Here is a 17,726-nt window from a genome sequence, read left to right as displayed (position 1 = left end):
AATCCAACGATTAATTCGGTGGATTTAACAGGGGACTAACTTAGCCAGCTACGGATGCTTTAGGCCCAATAAACATCCACACCACTCGGAGAGCTGGTATTACCGCGGCGGCTGACACCAGACTTGCCCTCTCCTTATTCCCCCAGCGTTCTAGACTGGGTAAAAGCCTTCCTCAGCGGATGGCACTCGGGATAGCCCTGTCACACTTTCGTGTATTGCAAAGTTTTCGCGACTGCTGCGCCCCGTAGGGCCTGGGTCCTTGTCTCAGTACCCATCTCCGGGCTCCCGCTCCCACGGCCCGCACCGGTAAAAGGCTTGGTGAGCCATTACCTCACCAACAACCTGATCGGTCGCGGCCTCATCCTTGAGCGACTTCACGAGGATAACGTGAAGCTTTTTGGGTGAAGACTCATTCCAGAGTTCTTCGCCTATCGAGAGTTAGCCCCAGTTTCCCGGGGTTATTCTCGTCTCAAGGGCAGATTAGCCACGTGTTACTGAGCTGTGCGCCGTGACTCGTTTTGCCTGAGTCACTCGACTAGCATGTCTTAGTCCTATCCCGATAGCAGTGGGGTCCGGCAGGATCAACCGGAGTTATGCACTCCGATTTGTTCTGTCGGATATTTTGTTTTTTGTGTGGTACGAATATTTTGATTTACACATCTTCCTCGCATTCTTACTTAACTGGATTTGGAGGGAGAAACATTCCACTCTATACGTCAAAGCCCAATTCAGACCTAACTGAGCAATTAGTCAGGTCCACATACGTGTCCCCGCAATTGGAGGCCAACACCATCATCCCATTAGGCAGACGCCGTTGCGGTACGGGTTGAGCCGCCGCCATGTAGAAATTGCGGGGCTAGCAATTATAGCTGAATTCTAACAGAAGTACCCTTAATTCATATAAAGGTTTCTTTTCTGCATCACATAAACTCGCTTAACTACTACGCGAGCTAAATGTGAACAGGATTTCAGCAATAAAACATGGTGTTGAATGTTTTTTAACATTTCGACAAGCTTTTTGTGGTTTAATGCTCCTGCGAGTTGAGGTTTGTTTGGGGGTTTTTGGGTTTTCGTTAGGTGTTGTTGCCGAGTAACCTCCTTTTTTCAACACCGACCAGCAGAAAGCGGCGGCGGATGCGTTTGGCTTCAGTGTCTGTTTTGGGATTTCTGTGGGCTGTGGCTGATTTCGCAAGCAGAAAATTATGACGAAAACGTTCGAAATAAACTAAGAATAAGAAACACAAACCCTAATACGACTGTTATACTCGATGATATACAGATCATCCGCGTATATGAAATGGTTAGTATAAATGAGCAAGGCTCGTGCTCAGGTGAGGATCCTCGTGGGACCTATGATGCATTCGATGCAACCCGTGATGATTATCCTTGTAATCAAGAGAAATGCGGTGGAAAAAGCTTTACAACTTTTGAACACGGGTTAAATATCACAATCGAACCGAATGGCTCATATGAATGGAGCTTCAATTGGGACAATGCTGATTGTAGCCAACCCGCATACAATTACCTCGGGGAACAAATTTGCCAGTTTAATTTCAATCAAGTTTACGTTACCTCACCTGCGGCAACGGCGGATGTACACTTAGAGGCATATTTAAATGACACAAAATTTGCAGACTACTATATTAGCAATCAGGCGTCTCATGGTTTTTTCCCAACATACAACATTGCGTCTCTACCCGGATATAATCCACACAGTAATAATCGGGTCAAACTAAAGAATTGTAGCAACGTCTCCATTTATATGGCTGATACCCCCTGCATCAATGTATACCGGATATACAGAACCAAACCATGCTGTCCAACAATCACTTCAAGAACAGTTGGCTCAGGAAGTATCACGCCAACGCCTGGTCCATTCGCTATACCATTCAGCGGTAAAACCTTCAACATGTCGAGTAACGGCTTAACTAACGTCGAAGTAGATGGTAATTCAAAAGGCGCAGTCAACCCCTACACTGTTCATTGGCAGGATGTACCTACCGGAATGGAAGGACACGAAATAGTGGCCTATTTTGATTGCGTAACCTGTGTAAGCGCGCAGACCTGTTGGCCGGCTTGTATTGCATGCATGGAAGCCTGTTACATGGCCTGTCAAGCTTGTCAATACGAATGTCAAAGTTGCCAAGTTGGCTGCGAAGTCACCTGCCTAAACTGTCAGAGCGGTTGCGAAGTTGCCTGTCAAGGATGCCAAACCTGTGTTACATGTCAAGGTAGCATGAGTTGTGACGTGTCATATTACACCAGTTGCCAAATATGTGAAACATGCCAGCCCTGTTACTCCTGCCAAACCTGCCAGAATCCCTGCGAAACTAGTTGCCAAGGATGCCAAATTACCTGCCAAGACTGCCAGCAATGCTATGTTGGCTGTGAAATGGACCAGTACTGTCCACCTGGATACTATGTGCCCTAAGCGGCGGTGACAATAATGACTCAACCCAACCCAAACCAACAAACACCCCCAAAAGCACCCGTACCTGCTTCTAATCAGGCACACCCTCCTCACCCTACATTCCCCCAACCAACCGATGCCCGCATAAAAGAAGTAGTCATGGAAACGCTAATCGAACTTGACTTGATTGGGCGTGCTCAAAAGAAGAAGGCGATAACCCTTGAATGAGCCAGCGCAAAAAATCAAAGAACTCACAGTGTGGACCAGCACTAAATGCAACCTCAAATGCAAATACTGCTTTGTCTACAAACTAAACGAAGAACAACCCTGCAAAGCCATGACCACCGAAACCGCAGATCAACTCATCAACTTCGCAGAAAAGTACCTAAGCCCAGACGGAAGATTCTGGTTCTTCGGCGCAGAACCCCTATGCAACTGGCCCACCATCAAGTACATTGTCGAGAAATGCCGCGCTAAAGGTTACAAGTGGAACTTTGGAGCAACCACAAACGCTACATTGATCGATGAGGAGAAGGTGGCGTGGATGAAGCAGGTTAACTTTGGTTTGCTTCTCTCTATCGATGGACCAAAAGAAAGCCACAACGCCAACAGAGTCTACGCTGACGGCACTGGCAGCTGGGACGACGCCTGGAAAGGGCTATCCCTCGTTAGGAAAGCACTAAATCCTACGCCGCAAATCCGCTGGACAGTAACACCCTCAACCGTTAAGGGCTTAGCAGATCAGATCAGAACCGTCGTGGAAGATCACAACCTAACCAATTTAGCAGTTGATTTCGCTTATGAAGTGGAATGGACACAAGAAAACCTTGCAACACTTAAAAATGAACTGCAAGTCTTCGGTGGTTACTACAAAAAATGGATGGCAGAAGGCAAACCAGTCTTTAGCATGTTTGTCCGCGACGCCAATGCTGCTCTAACCCAGACTGTTCGGCCATGGTGCACAAGATGCGGCTTAGGCAACGGTTCAGTCGGAGTTGACTATGACGGCAAGCTCTATCCTTGTCATCGTTTCATCGATTCACACAAGATTTGCATCGGTGACATATACGATGGCTTTAACGCAACATACAAGCAGTGGATTGAGAGCTGGCAAAAGATTGCGCCGTACTGTGAGGAGCCGAAAAAGTGCTTAGCCTGCAACTATAAGAAAGCTTGCAGCGGTGGATGCATAGCCATGAACTACGACCTCTTTGATACGCCGCATGTCAACCCAGAAACGTTCTGCACCATAAAGCAACTCATAGTAGAAACCCTCGGAGACCTATGCAAGTCCCTGCAGGACAACCCAACCTTCCAGAAGCAATACAAAAAAACGAATTCGAACCCGCAGCATAAACCCTGTGGCTGTTCGGGTAAAACAACACCAAAGGAGGCGCAAAAAATGAGTACAACCACATCTGCACAGAGTAGCCTTTCGGTTGAAATTCAGCAGCAACTTGCAGCACTCACCGCCCAGATCAATGCCAGCAAGGTAAACGAGGAAGTACAGAAGCAACTAAAACAAGTCATATGCACTCTGATAGCTGAGAACGTTACGCTCAAGCGGGAAAACGCTACACTGAAAGCCCAGAAACCAAACTAGCCTTAAAGTACTAAACTCAACATTCTTTTTTATCGCTTTGTTGCATCAGTGTTGCACCAGCATCTTCTTTTATCCTCATCTGCGAGACTAGTTTCTTGTGTGGAAGAGCGTGTCTGGTGCCCGACGAAGTTAAGCGGGTTCGGCTGCTACCACCGAAGGAGGCACGGGCGCAAATTGTTTTTGTGCTCACTCGGCGGCAGCGCGTGGCCAAATCCGCTTAACACTCCCTTTTTGTGTGGAAGCAGGTGTTGCTGTAGGTGTACAGTCACATCGTTATTTATCTTACAGCAGGGATAGATGTTATCAAAAGGTTAGCTTAAAAACAGGCGAAGGTGTGTTTCCCCTCTCTCTTCCTGAATTTGTTTGCTTGTTTTTAAGTTAACCTTCCTCTCTTCATCAGCGTTATGCTTGATCAAATAAAAATCTGTTTACCTCTCAGCACTAACTCGGTTGCCCCCAACGCGCGCAACTTTTATTACGGCTACCATCAGATAACTTTTTTATGCCAACCTTTGAGTGCACCAAATGCGGCCGCAAAATCCGTAGCGAATTTGAGCTTTCCTGCACAGGCGACGTTAAACGTAACGTAGAGAAGGCGCCGTGGTGCTGCGGTAGAGAAATGATAGAAGTCATCGACGACTGACTCGTTAACGGCTGAATTCTGGGAAAGTACTATATAGTTTGTAGTGGTTTTTTGGGCTAAGTTGGTTACTTTAAGGGATGGCACAGCAAGAAGAAAAGAAAAAATCATCGCTTGATTATCGCTCTTCACGGTTCTTCGCGTTGCTTTTTCCAGCTCTATACCTGTTGGCGGTAGGGGTTTTCAGCGTTACCTACAGCATCATCCCCGGATCAGAGTTTTTAATCTTAGGTTTCCTCATTTACGCTGCATACAACAAAACATCTTGGCGTTTCCTCAAAGATTGGCTGCCGTTCATCACAGTTTTTGTGTCCTACGAAATCATGTACGGCATCGTAGGCGCCATATCTCAAAGTAATCTGCATTCGGGGCCTTTTAATCTTGAGTTGGCTATGTTTGGGGGTCAACTGCCAAGCCTGCTCCTGCAGCAGACAATACGCTTAGAGGTGCTGGACTATTTGGGTGCTTTCTTTTATTCGCTTCATTTTTTTGCGCCAACAATCTTTGCTTACATACTTTGGAGAATTAGCCCTCCAAACTACTGGAAATACACTATCAGCTTCGGTTTATGCACCTATGGCGCGTTAGTCACTTTCCTGTTCTATCCAGTAGCGCCACCATGGATAGAAGTCCCACAAGTCATACGAATTCTAACAGACTCAGTAGACGTCAACTTGGGCATTCCTGTTTATCGTACAGTTTTCGATTTTCTAAGCCCAAACCTCTACGCTGCTTTCCCCAGTATGCACTCCGCACTGCCCTTCCTGATTTCACTCTTTGCCATTAAGGTCTGGAAAAAGAAAGGGTTACTTACTCTGATTTTTCCCATTGGGGTTTGGTTTAGCGCGGTCTACTTGGGTGAGCACTATTTCGTAGATGTTTTGGGGGGAATTGCTTATGCTGCAGTGGCGTTTTTGGTTGTGGAAAAGGTTTTGTCGCTGATTTCTAAGAGAAGTCGCAGGATGGGTAAGTTGCTTCCGCAGTGTAGTTGATTTTGGTTTTAGCTTGTGGTTTGGATTAGAAGTGTTAGGCGGTTTTTTAGTAGGTTTACGAGTTGGGTTGTGTCTTCGATGTAGGCGAGGGTGAGTTTTAGGTGGTTTGCATCGGTTTTGCAGGTTGTGTGGTTGAATTTTGCGGTGGCGGCGAGTATGGTGAGTTCGTCGTCGATTTCTTGGAATATTTTTTGTAGTTGGTGTTGTTTGATTGTGAGTATTTCTTGTTGGTTTTGTGTCATCCCCAAACCTCAGTAATACTAATTAGATAAAAAGTAATACTTGTATTTAAGGAGCACCCGCCAAACACCTACAACAAATTAAATAACAAAACTGAATCAGCAAAAATAAAGAAAAAATTTTGAGCGGTTTACGTTGGGGATAGCCGTTGCAGTTGCTCTAGAGTTTAAGCCACAGCAAAATACCCATAATTAAACCGTAAATCGCTAACGCTTCGGCCAACGCAACGATAAGAAAGCTTCTGAAGAACGTTTCAGGTTTCTCAGTTAACGCGCTGATTGCGGCGCTGCCAGCAGATGAAATTGCTAAGCCAGCACTTATGGCAGGGATGCCGATGGCCAACATAGCAGAGAAGGCGAGGGCAACGCGGTCATAAGAAACAGGTGTTGTGGTTGTGGGGGTTTCTTGTTGGACTGTTTGGACGGTAAAGGCAGCCGCTAAACCCATAAGGGGGATGAGCACGAGCGTTGTTATCACGAATAGCAACAGTTTTCGTTTCAACTCACGTCAAACTCCATGCTAATGTTACTGCACACTAAGGTGGCTATTAACTTTTTTCTTAGTTGACAATTCTTCTCTTGGATGAGGGCGAAATTATGGGGTTGAAGGAAATTGAGCGGCTTTTTCTCTGAGGGAGTTTAGGTCTTGGCGGATTTTTTCTTTGCTTGCTGCCGCTTTTTCTTCAACATTTTTTATGTAGGTGTTGTAGTCGGTTTCTATTTTTTTCAAAGACGACATTTGCTTTTCACAGCAGAACAATTATTTCACGACAAGCACTGGACAAGGAGAATACTCAATGACCCGTTCAGCAACGCTGCCTATGAGGATTCTTTCTGCGCCCCGATGCCCATAAGTGCCCATAACGATTAAATCGATATTGAAGCTTTTGGCTAAGTTCACGATCTGTTCAAAAGGTCGCCCTTTAACCAGCATCGAAGTTGCCTTGACGCCTTCCTTTTCAGCTAAGCCTAACGCGTGCTTAGTGAATCTTTGTCCGTCATTTTTAAGTTCCTCTTCCACCGCTTCACGTTCCACAGGTTTTGAGAATTGATCTATGACGATTTCGTCAACCACGTAGGCAACCAAGATTTGGGCGTTGTGGAGCTTTGCGATGCCCATGGCGTATTCCGCCGCGCGGTTACTGTAAGCGGAGCCATCTACGGGGACTAAAATTTTTTGGATTGTTTGGGGGCTAAACTTTTTCATCATGCTTCAACTCTTTCTCGTGTCCTTTAATGAGGCTCTTTATGCGTTTGGTGCGTACGAATTCTTCTCTTTCTTTCTCTTCAAGCACCATTTCAATCATTTTTGCAGTCGCACGGTACCTTGGGATAAGCACGTGGTTTAGGGCGTTGACGCGGCGTTGTGTACGGCGCACGTCGTTGGCTATTTGGAAGGTTGTGCCTTCAACTTTAGCTAGATGGGCAAGTATGGGGAGGAGTTCGTTGAATTTTGTGAAGGCGCGGTCGAGTTCGGCGCTGGTGTTGGCGAAGCCGTAGTTGGGTTTGAGTTCAGGATTGGCTTTGTAGTTTACGACTGGAACGGCGACGCCCATGATGCTGCGGGAATCCATCTCAAAAGTTGCCTCATGACTGGATGTCAGTGCCGTGTTGGCTATGCCTTCTGAGCCTTTTGCCATGTTGGCTTCTTTTAGGCTGCGGTACGCTTGAGCTAGAACCTCCAGCAGTTCCTCGCGGGTTCTCTGCGCGTCATAGACGTTGTTGCGTAACTCGCGCAGCAGGATGTCGCGTTTGCGTTCTAGCACTTCCCGTCCTGACTCTGCGAGGTTGAGAGTTTTTTTGGTTTGTATGAGGTTAATTCTGGTTGGGCTGATGTTTTCCGCAGACATGTCTGCTTACTTTACCTCAGTATCGGTTTTGGGCAAATACTTGTTGATGTATTCAGGTTTAATCGAAGTCAATTCCTCTTCAGGCAAATCGCTAAGTGCATCCCAAGCTATGTCGAGGGTTTGCTCGATAGTTCGGTTCTCGTTTCGGCCTTGGTTGATAAGCGTCTTTTCGAAGCGTTCCCCAAACCGCAGGTACTCTTTGTCCCGTGTGCCTAAGCCTTCTTCGCCGATGATTGTCACAAGAGATTTAACTGAGTTGTACTGTGCGTATGCGCTGTAGAGTTGGCTGGAGACGTTGGCGTGATCTTCGCGGGTGCTGCCTTTGCCTATGCCGTCTTTCATCAGTCGCGAGAGGCTGGTGGAGATGTAGATGGGTGGATAAATTCCCTGCTTCTCAAGGGTGCGGCTCAAGACGATTTGGCCTTCGGTGATGTAGCCTGTTAAGTCTGGGATGGGGTGGGTTATGTCGTCGTTTGGCATGGTTAAGATGGGCATCTGCGTGATGCTGCCTTTTTTGCCGATAACTCTGCCTGCACGTTCGTATATGCTGGCTAAGTCGCTGTACATGTAGCCAGGGTAACCTTTGCGGCTGGGCACTTCCTCCATAGATGAGCTGACTTCACGGAGCGCCTCACAGTAGTTAGTCATATCCGTCATAACCACAAGCACATGCGAATCCTCTTCAAAAGCCAAGTATTCGGCGAGGGTTAAGCCTGCGCGGGGAGTAATGATACGTTCAACTGGCGGGTCTTCGGCTAAGTTGAGGAACATGGCGACGTTTTTTATGGCGCCCGTTTCTTCGAAGCTTTTCTTGAAGAACGCTGCGTCGTCGTGCTCTAATCCCATGGCGATGAAGACGATGTTGAAGGGTTCGTTAGCGGTTCGGATTTGGGCTTGGCGCACGATTTGCGCGGCGAGTTCGTTGTGTGATAAACCGGGGCCGCTGAAGACTGGGAGTTTTTGGCCGCGGACTAGGCTGGTTAAGCCGTCGATGGCGGATATGCCTGTTTGAATGAAGTCTTTAGGGTACTCGCGTGCATTGGGGTTAAGGGGGTAACCGTTGACGTCGCGTTTTTCTTCGGTGAAGAAGCGTGGGTGGCCGTCGATGGGTTCGCCGAAGCTGTTCATGACTCGACCCAACATTTCCGAGGAAACTGGCACTTCCAGCGGTCGACCGAGGAAGCGGGTGCGGGTTTGGGAGAGCGAGAGCCCTGTGGTGCCTTCGAAGACTTGTACGGTGACGGCTTTCTGGGTGACTTGGATGACTTTGCCTAGTCGGGTTTCGCCGTCGGGGGTTTTGATGGATACTAGTTCGTCGTAGCCGACGTCGCGGACGTTTTCGACGACTATGATGGGCCCTGAAATTGAAGATAATCCCTTGTACTCTAAGCCGATGCCTGCCATAAACTTCTACCTCAACGTGGCCTCCAACATTGCAAAGTTATCATACATCTTCTTATCCAGCAAATCCAACTCCTCAAGTTTGTCGTTTGGGATGCTGTTTTTCATACGCATAATGTCCTCTGTTATGGGTAGCTCGGTGATTTTGAAGATTGGCGCACCTTTAGTGACGGCGTTTTCTGCTAAGTGATGGAAGTCCACGATTATTTTTAACATCTTAAACTGCTTCTGCGGAGAACAGTAAGTGTCAACGGGATCAAGCGCGTTCTGCTGCAGGATAGCGATGCGGATGATGCGGGCGGTTTCCAGAATCAGGCGCTGCTTGTCTGGGAGCGCTTCGGGGCCGACGAGTTTAACGATGTTTTTCAGCTCATCTTCTGCTTGCAAGATGCGCATGGCTTCCTCGCGGTAACTGTTCCATTTCTCATCAACGTTATTGTGCCACCAGCCTGCGAGTTCGGCGATGTAGCCGCTGTAGCTTGCCATCCAGTTAATCGACGGATAATGCCTTGCATCTGCCAATTCTGCGTCGAGTGCCCAAAAGACGCGGGTGAAGCGTTTAGTGTGCTGCGTGACGGGTTCTGAGAAGTCTCCGCCGGGGGGTGAAACGGCTCCGATGGCGCAGATTGAGCCCACCCGCTTGTCGCTGCCTAAGGTTTCAACGACGCCTGTGCGCTCGTAGAATTCGGCGAGGCGAGAGGGCAGGTAGCTTGGGAAGCCTTCTTCGGCAGGCATTTCTTCGAGTCTGCCTGAGACTTCTCGAAGTGCTTCTGCCCATCGGCTGGTGGAGTCAGCCATCAACGCGACGGCATAGCCCATGTCGCGGTAGTACTCTGCGAGTGTGATGCCTGTGTAGATGCTGGCTTCACGTGCGGAAACAGGCATGTTACTGGTGTTTGCAACTAGGATTGTGCGCTCCATGAGGGGGTGCCCTGTGGTTGGGTCAAGCAGTTTAGGGAAAGTATCCAGCACGTCGACCATTTCGTTGCCGCGTTCCCCGCAGCCCACGTAGATAACTATGTTTGCGTCTGACCATTTGGCGAGTTGCTGCTGGGTGACGGTTTTGCCTGCGCCGAAGGGACCGGGAATGGCTGCGCTTCCACCTTTGGCTATGGGGAAAAACGTGTCGATTACGCGTTGCCCCGTGATTAACGGAGTTGAAGCGGCTAGCCGCCGCGTGTGCGGTCGAGGTGTACGGACTGGCCATCTTTGCAGCATAGTCACGTCGGTTTTGGCGCCGTTGGCTTCCAATGTGGCGATGGTTTCTGTCACGGTGTAGTCGTCTTGTTTGGCTACTTTCACAACTTTGCCCTCCAGGCCCAGCGGAACCATTATGCGGTGTTCCACCAGATCGGTTTCCTGCACTACACCCAAGATGTCGCCTGCTGAAACCTTGTCGCCGACTTTTGCTTTTGGAGTGAATGCCCATTTTTTTTCTCTTGATAACGCTGTGACTCCGCGTGCTTGCTTTATGAAGGGGCCTGTGAGTTGACGTATGGTTTCCAGTGGCCTCTGGATGCCGTCGAAGGTGTTGCCTAAAAGTCCTGGCCCTAACTCGACGGACAGCGGGCTGCCTGTGCCCAAGACGGGTTCGTTTAGTTTTAGTCCAGTGGTGTTTTGGTAGACTTGGATTGTGGCGTAGTCGCCTTCGAGACGGATGATTTCGCCGATTAAACCGGCGTTGCCGACTTCAACCATTTCATGCATAACAGCGTCGTGGAGGCCTTTGGCTTCGACGACTGGGCCTGCTACTCGTATAACGCTTCCTTTAGACACCATCTTTTGTTTCTTCTCCGAAGAGGGTTTTTGCGATTTTCGCCCGCAGCTGCGGTTTGAGTTCCGCGAGGCGATTGTCGAGGGTGCCGTCGTAGACGATTTTTCCGTCTTCCGACTGAACTTTGCAGCCCCCGAGGTAATTTGGAGTTGCTTTAGAAATTTTGAGTTCAACGCCAAGTTTATTTGAGGTCTTCTTTAACTTTTCTTGGGTTAACAAAGCTTTGTCCTTAGCGTTAACTTCCACCACGAGAACTTTTTGATCCATCTTTTTAGCGATTTTCTCGATGAGGTCGAGGAGGTATGCTTGATACTTGTCGGTTTCAACAAAACCCCTAAGCTCCACCAAAGCTTTCTCGAAGGCTTCATCCACGAGGTCTTCTTTAGTTTTTAGCAAGCGATTTCTTACTTCAACTTCAGCAACAGAAGCCCTCTTGCGTTTTTCAGCCTCCGCCTTTTCTTTGGCTTCAGCAACCGTGGCGTGGAAGGAGCGGTCGGCTTGCTCTTTGGCCTTGCGCAGGGTTTCTTTTGCTTGACTTTCAGCAGCAGAGAGGATGGCTTCAGCTTCTTTCTGAACGTCGCCTAACACTTCGTCTGCAATCGCTGCAACGCCACTTTTAACACTCAATCAATATACCTCTAGATTTTGATACCTAAGATTTTACTGATGGTGCTCGATATGGGAATGTATTTTGATTGCCCTCGGCTTCCAGGGAGTTCAACGATGAGGGGGGTTATGCGTTCCTGTCTGACCTTGTCGATTTGGTCACGTATCGCTGGGTCGGTGGAGTATGCTTGGCTGATGACTATGATTCCGACGTCGCTTAACGCCAACGCTTTGTATAGGGCTTGTTTAGCTTCGTCTACGGAGGCAACTTCAACGCCATCGACCCCGACCAGCCTAAAGCCAGTGACTATGTCGCCGTCGCCTATCACGTAACCAATCATGCCATCACTAATATAACTTTAAATGCTTGTTAGCAAATTCAAAATAACTGTTAAAAATGTTGCGACCCGAAAGAATGACTTCGGCATCTATTATCTGTGTCAAAAAAGATGTCGAATCAATGTTGGAAACATTGAACACCTTCGGCGAATTCCACATTGAACCTTCGGCGCAAGAAAACACAAGCTTATCGGAAAATAACCAACACATCCAGCAGGTTCAAGAGCGGCTCCTCGACGTGGAAGGGCTGATTAAACTTTTGGTGGTGGAAAAAGGCAGCTTTCTAGACATTTTCAAAGCCACCCAACCCGTCAAAGTGAACGTGACGGCGGATAATTGGCAGTCACTTTTAGAAGACACCAGCCAAAGCATTCTAAACCTCAAAAGCGAAATCGAAACAAAAAACGCTCAGTTAAATGCCCTCAAAGAAAAAAATGCAGAACTAAACCACCTAAGAAAAATGCTCTCAGCCATGGAAAATGCAGGCGCTGACATGGCAACGGTTGAGAACCTGAAACTTGTCTACGTCGTCTTCGCAAGCATGCCTATCAAAAACTGCGAACCATTCCAGCTAGCCATCACAGGCTTACCGCTCTTTATCCGTCAAAGCCACCTCACCGAGGACGAGTGCTTCCTTATTGTTGCGGCGCCAACCAAAAATAAAGAGGAAGTGGAAAGGATTCTGCGAACTTATCATGCTGAACCTTTTCAGATTCCCCCAGAGTTGCCGCAGAATGTCAGCGAAGCCTTAGAGGAGGTAAAACGTCGTCTTAAAGAGAACAGCGAAAAAGAAAAGGAAATCCAAGATGAATTGAAAAAGCTTGGCGAAGAAAACAAGGACAAGCTGGCGTCTTGGAAGGAAACCTGCGAAAACATACTAGTACTCTTAAACGCTGAACAAAAGATTCTACAGTCAGGACGATTGGCAACCATCAAAGGCTACGTGCCTCAGGACAAATTCAAACAATTAACCGAAACCGTCAACGCAAAGATGGAGGGCAAAGCGCTGGTTTTGGCTAACGACCCAGCCGAAGACCTGGAAGCGCCACCCACCAAAATCATGCATAATCGCTTCGTCAAACCCTTTGAAGTAATCACCCGCCTCTACGGATTACCCACATACGACGAATTAGACCCCACCCCCTTTATCGCAATCTCATTCCCGATTCTTTTCGGGTTGATGTTCGGCGATTTAGGCCACGGCTTGGTACTGTTACTGGGCGGCTTAATCGTGGGCAGCCTCATAAAAGGCAATCAAGGCATGAAAAACGTCTGCTGGATTATGGCGGCCTGCGGTGCAGCTGCATGCGTTGCAGGGTTGCTTTTCGGCGAGTTCTTTGGAATAGAACTATCTAAACTAAACCCGACGTGGGGGCCACTATGGTTTAGCCCCTTCCACGGAGACGGGGTGTTTGAATTCCTCATTTTCAGTCTCTGCATCGGCATAGTGCAAATCGTCAGCGGCATAGCCATAGAAATGGCAAACTACATCGTCAAACACAACTACGCTGACGCCTTCTTAACCGCGTTACCCAAAATTGCGTTCTACCTCGGCGGCGTCTACCTAATCGTCACCTGCAGACTCGATTTCGCCCTCTGGCTGAGCGGACCCATACTTGCCCCGCTAATTCCATTCATAATAATGGTTGCAGGCAAACCCCTGATGCTTATGGCGGCTAAACCAAAAATGCCCGAATTGGGCAAACCTCACGCGCAACACGCAGGAGAACACGCCGAACAAGACACCTTCACAGGCAGGCTTTTTGAGGGCGGAGACTTCTTGACACGCTTACTCAGTAACACAATCTCCTACAGCCGCATACTCGCGTTGCTTATGGCTCACTGGGCACTGTTGCTGGTGACCTACACCGTTGCAGAACTCATCAACCCGCCCACTTCGCCTACAACAATAGGCTTCATCATTGCAGGAGTAGTCATAGTCTTCGGTAACCTCGCGATCATAGCATTGGAAGGCTTAATCGTCTTCATCCACACCCTCAGACTACACTTCTACGAGTGGTTTAGCAAATTCTACGGCGGAACAGGCACAGAATTTAACCCCTTCAAACAAAACTTCAGCCACACCACCTTAACATTGAAAAAACCAACAAGCAACAAAACGCCTAAAACAGAAGGCGCTCTTTAATCGCTTCAGGCGACATGCCGCCATCCACACCTAAACTAATCGCAGTCAAATTGTATACTTCAGCTTCTTTGAGCGTAACGAAAGCCAAGGTTGAACCGATGTTAAAGATTTCTCGAATTCTGCTTTTCTTTGCACGCGCCAACATCGCAGTGTGGAAGGCTTTTTCAGCTTGGGCGATTGTTTCTTCAGGCGTCTCTCTGCGCGTAAAGTATTTCGCGTAGTAACTGTCTTCAACGATTTTGTAGGCTGCTTCAAAGTTTAAAGCAGAAACGATGGATTCGACTTGTTTCTTTTCAAGATTAAAGAAGCAGTGAGGTACCGCGAGTCTTAGCCAGTTGGGGTCGTAGTTGAGGTTTTTGCCTCTCAACAAGGTAAGCAGGATGAAGCTGTCGTTTTGGATGCTGGCGTAAAAGTACGCGTGGCGCTTCTCTCTTCGGGGTAAACTTTGATACGCAGAAAAGTGCTTTTCGTAGAATAAAGTGTCAACAAAAACGTCCATAGTGGTGGTTGAGCCTGTTTCTTGGAAGCTCTTAAACCCCAGATTCAAAGCGGATTCATATTCTGTGCCCTTAAAGGCTTGAACAACCCCCGCAATACTGGATGCTTTGGCAGCTTCCTCCACCACCTCAAAATTGTCAAAGTAACGCTCTACTTGCAAGTAAAGCCTTGCAAGCCGCTGCTCAGACGGGAGCTTAGCGTGGGCGGCTCTAATGAGGGTTTTAACGTTTTCGGATTCAAACCGCGACAGATACACGTTGAGGTAGCGGTTTGCTTGTTCAGGAGCATACTTTGTGATTTTCAGGTAAGTCTCAATTAAATTCTCTCGGAAAGCACGCTCAAGGTTACGTCCAGAAAGCGGAGCAGATAACCGCGAAATCTGTTCCTGATAAGGCGTGTCCCGAAGCTGCGAGACAAAGTCAGCGACCGTTTTACTTTCGGCTAACGCTTTAACTTTATTTTCACCTAAAAAGAGGCTTCTCTCGGCGCCGATTTTTGGAAGAACCAAAGCATACTTGGTTGTCTGCAAATCTAGTTTTCCTCTAGCACCGCATCAACAACAGCTTTAACGGCTTTATCCATGCGTTTTTCGGCTTTGACTTTTAGTGTAGCTGACTCTTGGTCAGTTTTTTCCAGCAGTTTGAGGCGGGTTTGGTTGGCTTCTTCGATGGCGGCTGCGTAGCGTTTCTGGGATTCCTCCGCGGCGTAAGTGCGGCTGTTTGCTAAGAGCGTTTCAGCGTCTTTTTGGGCTTGAGCGGTGATGTTTTTGGCTTTCTCTTTGGCGTCTGCTTGGATTTGTTCAGCTTGGGCTTCGATGTTTTTTAGTTCTTCCCACACTTTCTGCATTCTAAATCCACAGCCAATATAGGGTTAGATATGTGTCTAAAAGTATTTTTGGTTTCTAAAGCTTATGCCCTGTGCGTAAAAAACTGCAGTGAAGCTTATGCGTGAATATTTGGTTAAGACCAGAAGAGTCGGCGATCAACTTGTGGTGGCGTTGCCCAGAGACCTTGTTCAAGCAGAGCAGTTGAGCGAAGGCGTTTTGGTGAAGATATCTGTTCAGAAAGCCCAAAAACAGGTTACAAGGGCACAGCAAAAGGATGATGGGTTAGGTGTTGAGGACCCATGGAGACTACTCGAATAGAAAACTACACAAAGTATAGTAACAAATATTCAATAGTGTTCAAATAAGCTTGCCCATTCAACCGAATATTAATCCACGTTGAATCAAACTTTATTAACAGTAAAACCAACAGCCTCAACAATACAGGCGACTTGATGCTGACCTTACAAACGGAGTTCATGCAAAACAAAGAGACAGGTTTTGTATTCCCAAACTATGCTAAGAACTGCATTTTGAACATACCTAAAATAGTCCTAAACATATTTGAACCAAAAAAATACCAGTCGCCGCTTAAAAACAAAGTAAACATGAATTCCAAGAACATTAACAAAGTAGCGTTAATAGTGGTTGACGGTTTAGGATTCAACCAATTCCTCAGACACCACGAGCAAAACCGTTTTTTGAGCAACCTCACAAGCAAAGGCGAAGTTTATCCTTTAACAAGCGTCTACCCCTCCCAAACCACAAACGCCCTAACAACCCTGAACACTGGGTTAACACCACAGGAACATGGGCTTTTCGAGTATTTCATTTACCTAAAAGAAGTCGGAGTAGTCAATGCACTCCGATTCGAACGTATCGATGCAAAGAAAAGAAACTTGGTTGAAGAAGGATTCGACCCGAAAATCATGTTTAAGGGCAGAAACATCCAGCAGACGCTAACCCAAGAAGGAATCCAAACCTTCACCCACATGCATACCTCCAACGCCTCTAATGCCTGTACAAAACTGGTCTTCGAGGGCAGCACAATCGTTCCCACCCTAAAAACATCTGACGCCATCGTCAAATTAAGAAAAAACATAGAGAAAAACAAAGGCAGCGCCTACTTTTTTGTGCATCTAGAAACTTTAGACACAATTTCTCATGAGTATGGTCCACAAAGCGCAGAATTCACCGCTGAACTGCAATCAATCAGTCACCTGCTCCAAAAAGAGCTGGTTGAGAAAATCAACGCAGAATCTGCCAGTGAAACGTTAATCCTAATAACAGCTGATCACGGCGCAGTCCAAGTTGACCCAAACCAGACCACGTACCAAAATTTAGAAGCAGCCCCGTTGCTGAACAGGGCATTTGGGAAAAACCGAAAAAGGATTTTGCCCACAGGCGGTCCACGAGACATATTTCTCCACATCAAAGATGAAAAACTTGCCGAAACAAAACAAGCCCTATCGCAAAAAATAGGCAAAAAAGCCCAAATCTTAGAAACAAAGGAAGCCATCCAAAACGGCTTGTTCGGCGTGGGAGATGCAAACCCAGAGTTCATTGAAAGAGCAGGAAACCTGTTGATTCTCCCCTACAAAAAAGAAGCGGTTTGGTTTGAGGGGCCTGACGGGAGAAAAATCGATTTTTTGGGTCAACATGGCGGCTTAAGTGAAGAAGAAATGGTAGTGCCGTTTGCAATCGCCAAACTGTGCGACCTAAAAAGATGACGAGAAGGAGCTTTGTTGTAGTTAACCCCAAAAAGTTAGTTGGGTACTTTGCTAATAGCCTTGATAACCTTTTCTGCCACAGCCTCATCGCTGATTCCAGACACATCCACCGTTATGTCTGCATGCTTTCGATAAAGCGGTTGGCGCTCCAAAAAAACCTGCTCCAAACCCTTCGTCTTCAAGCCAACGATGCCTCTGCCAGAAAAATCTGGAGTGCGCCGCTTAATCTCCTCTAAAGAAGCATCCAAAAACACAACCGTAGAGATGCTCTTCAAAAAAGCCATAGAACGCTCTGAATAAACCGAGCTGCCGCCAGAAGCGATAACTGAATTTTTAACCCCTTCTAAGCTCAGTACAGTGTTCTCTTCTAACTCCAAGAACCGCTCATCACCCAAACAATCAACCAAATCCTGCAAACGCATGTTTTTTGCTTCCTCGATTATTCTATCCACGTCGATGAAACGGTAATTCAACCTTTCAGCCAAAAGCAGCCCTATACGACTTTTCCCTACACCAGACATTCCAATCAAGGTAACGTTCATAACATCATATTGTGGTTAGAGGTTATTTTCTTTTTACGGACAGATCACCAACCGCATACGCTTCCGTATCCGCACCTGCTGGAATCACGCGACGTCTCAGCAGCTACCCCCCCTCCCTTATATAAAGAACAAA

The 17,726-nt window shown here is 47.3% G+C and carries 19 protein-coding genes and 1 rRNA gene; 7 read left to right on the top strand and 13 right to left on the bottom strand.

Features of this window, described 5'->3' with window-relative positions:
* Positions 1-592: ribosomal RNA gene (locus tag NWE96_09710) — 16S ribosomal RNA — on the bottom strand; the annotation flags it as partial.
* 1,854 nt (positions 593-2,446) lie between these two features.
* On the opposite strand from NWE96_09710, the gene NWE96_09705 reads away from it, so the two are divergent.
* The 4 genes from NWE96_09705 (at position 2,447) to NWE96_09690 (ending at position 5,645) form a co-directional block, all read left to right on the top strand.
* Positions 2,447-2,638 (top strand): hypothetical protein, encoded by a 192-nt coding sequence (locus NWE96_09705; protein MCW3984252.1) that lies wholly within the window; start codon positions 2,447-2,449, stop codon positions 2,636-2,638.
* Positions 2,631-4,013, top strand: a complete 1,383-nt coding sequence (locus tag NWE96_09700) for an SPASM domain-containing protein (protein ID MCW3984251.1) — start codon at positions 2,631-2,633, stop codon at positions 4,011-4,013. The genes NWE96_09705 and NWE96_09700 overlap by 8 nt, the downstream gene beginning before the upstream one ends.
* Positions 4,014-4,515: 502 nt before the next feature.
* The gene (locus NWE96_09695; GenBank protein MCW3984250.1) at positions 4,516-4,656 is read left to right on the top strand and encodes a hypothetical protein; all 141 of its coding nucleotides are present in this window, start codon (positions 4,516-4,518) and stop codon (positions 4,654-4,656) included.
* A 77-nt stretch (positions 4,657-4,733) separates the two neighbouring features.
* On the top strand, positions 4,734-5,645 hold the full coding sequence (locus NWE96_09690) for a phosphatase PAP2 family protein (GenBank protein ID MCW3984249.1): 912 nt from the start codon (positions 4,734-4,736) through the stop codon (positions 5,643-5,645).
* A gap of 8 nt (positions 5,646-5,653) precedes the next feature.
* On the opposite strand, the gene NWE96_09685 is transcribed toward NWE96_09690, so the two are convergent.
* From NWE96_09685 to NWE96_09645, 9 genes are all read right to left on the bottom strand, one after another.
* A complete protein-coding gene (locus NWE96_09685; GenBank protein ID MCW3984248.1) occupies positions 5,654-5,887 on the bottom strand; it encodes a hypothetical protein in 234 nt (77 codons plus the stop codon).
* Positions 5,888-6,044: 157 nt separating this feature from the next.
* A complete protein-coding gene (locus tag NWE96_09680; GenBank protein ID MCW3984247.1) occupies positions 6,045-6,362 on the bottom strand; it encodes an ATP synthase subunit C in 318 nt (105 codons plus the stop codon).
* Between the two features lie 117 nt (positions 6,363-6,479).
* Positions 6,480-6,614, bottom strand: coding sequence for a hypothetical protein (locus NWE96_09675; protein ID MCW3984246.1), 135 nt, complete (start codon positions 6,612-6,614; stop codon positions 6,480-6,482).
* Between the two features lie 30 nt (positions 6,615-6,644).
* Complete coding sequence (locus NWE96_09670; protein MCW3984245.1) at positions 6,645-7,094, bottom strand: universal stress protein; 450 nt, start codon at positions 7,092-7,094, stop codon at positions 6,645-6,647.
* Positions 7,078-7,734, bottom strand: a complete 657-nt coding sequence (locus NWE96_09665) for a V-type ATP synthase subunit D (GenBank protein MCW3984244.1) — start codon at positions 7,732-7,734, stop codon at positions 7,078-7,080. Before NWE96_09665 ends, NWE96_09670 begins: the two co-directional genes overlap by 17 nt.
* Before the next feature lie 6 nt (positions 7,735-7,740).
* Positions 7,741-9,138, bottom strand: a complete 1,398-nt coding sequence (locus NWE96_09660) for a V-type ATP synthase subunit B (GenBank protein MCW3984243.1) — start codon at positions 9,136-9,138, stop codon at positions 7,741-7,743.
* A 6-nt stretch (positions 9,139-9,144) separates the two neighbouring features.
* Positions 9,145-10,914: a V-type ATP synthase subunit A gene (locus NWE96_09655; protein MCW3984242.1), complete on the bottom strand. Its 1,770-nt coding sequence runs from the start codon at positions 10,912-10,914 to the stop codon at positions 9,145-9,147.
* Positions 10,904-11,536, bottom strand: a complete 633-nt coding sequence (locus tag NWE96_09650) for a V-type ATP synthase subunit E (protein MCW3984241.1) — start codon at positions 11,534-11,536, stop codon at positions 10,904-10,906. Before NWE96_09650 ends, NWE96_09655 begins: the two co-directional genes overlap by 11 nt.
* A gap of 11 nt (positions 11,537-11,547) precedes the next feature.
* Positions 11,548-11,856 carry a V-type ATP synthase subunit F gene (locus NWE96_09645; GenBank protein ID MCW3984240.1) on the bottom strand — a complete coding sequence of 103 codons (309 nt, stop codon included), beginning with the start codon at positions 11,854-11,856 and terminating at the stop codon, positions 11,548-11,550.
* A gap of 56 nt (positions 11,857-11,912) precedes the next feature.
* Between NWE96_09645 and NWE96_09640 the strand changes: the two genes are divergently transcribed.
* Entirely contained in the window at positions 11,913-14,000 is a 2,088-nt protein-coding gene (locus NWE96_09640; protein MCW3984239.1) for a hypothetical protein, read from the top strand.
* Here the strand turns inward: NWE96_09640 and NWE96_09635 are convergent.
* Together NWE96_09635 and NWE96_09630 are read right to left on the bottom strand one after the other, a co-directional pair.
* Complete coding sequence (locus NWE96_09635) at positions 13,978-15,027, bottom strand: V-type ATPase subunit (GenBank protein MCW3984238.1); 1,050 nt, start codon at positions 15,025-15,027, stop codon at positions 13,978-13,980. The two genes, NWE96_09640 and NWE96_09635, sit on opposite strands and share 23 nt — an antisense overlap.
* Before the next feature lie 2 nt (positions 15,028-15,029).
* A complete protein-coding gene (locus NWE96_09630; GenBank protein ID MCW3984237.1) occupies positions 15,030-15,344 on the bottom strand; it encodes a hypothetical protein in 315 nt (104 codons plus the stop codon).
* 97 nt (positions 15,345-15,441) lie between these two features.
* Here NWE96_09630 and NWE96_09625 point away from each other — a divergent pair, with 97 nt between their 5' ends.
* Both NWE96_09625 and NWE96_09620 read left to right on the top strand, forming a co-directional pair.
* Complete coding sequence (locus NWE96_09625; GenBank protein MCW3984236.1) at positions 15,442-15,642, top strand: hypothetical protein; 201 nt, start codon at positions 15,442-15,444, stop codon at positions 15,640-15,642.
* Between the two features lie 134 nt (positions 15,643-15,776).
* Entirely contained in the window at positions 15,777-17,051 is a 1,275-nt protein-coding gene (locus NWE96_09620) for an alkaline phosphatase family protein (protein ID MCW3984235.1), read from the top strand.
* Between the two features lie 35 nt (positions 17,052-17,086).
* Here NWE96_09620 and NWE96_09615 read toward each other — a convergent pair whose 3' ends face one another.
* The gene (locus NWE96_09615; GenBank protein MCW3984234.1) at positions 17,087-17,572 is read right to left on the bottom strand and encodes a shikimate kinase; all 486 of its coding nucleotides are present in this window, start codon (positions 17,570-17,572) and stop codon (positions 17,087-17,089) included.
* Positions 17,573-17,726 lie beyond the last annotated feature (154 nt).

This window comes from Candidatus Bathyarchaeota archaeon (assembly GCA_026014685.1).
In the GTDB taxonomy this organism is placed as follows: Archaea; Thermoproteota; Bathyarchaeia; order Bathyarchaeales; family Bathycorpusculaceae; genus Bathycorpusculum.
Note: the sequence above shows the minus strand (reverse complement) of the source record. Positions and strands in the feature narration are given on the sequence as shown.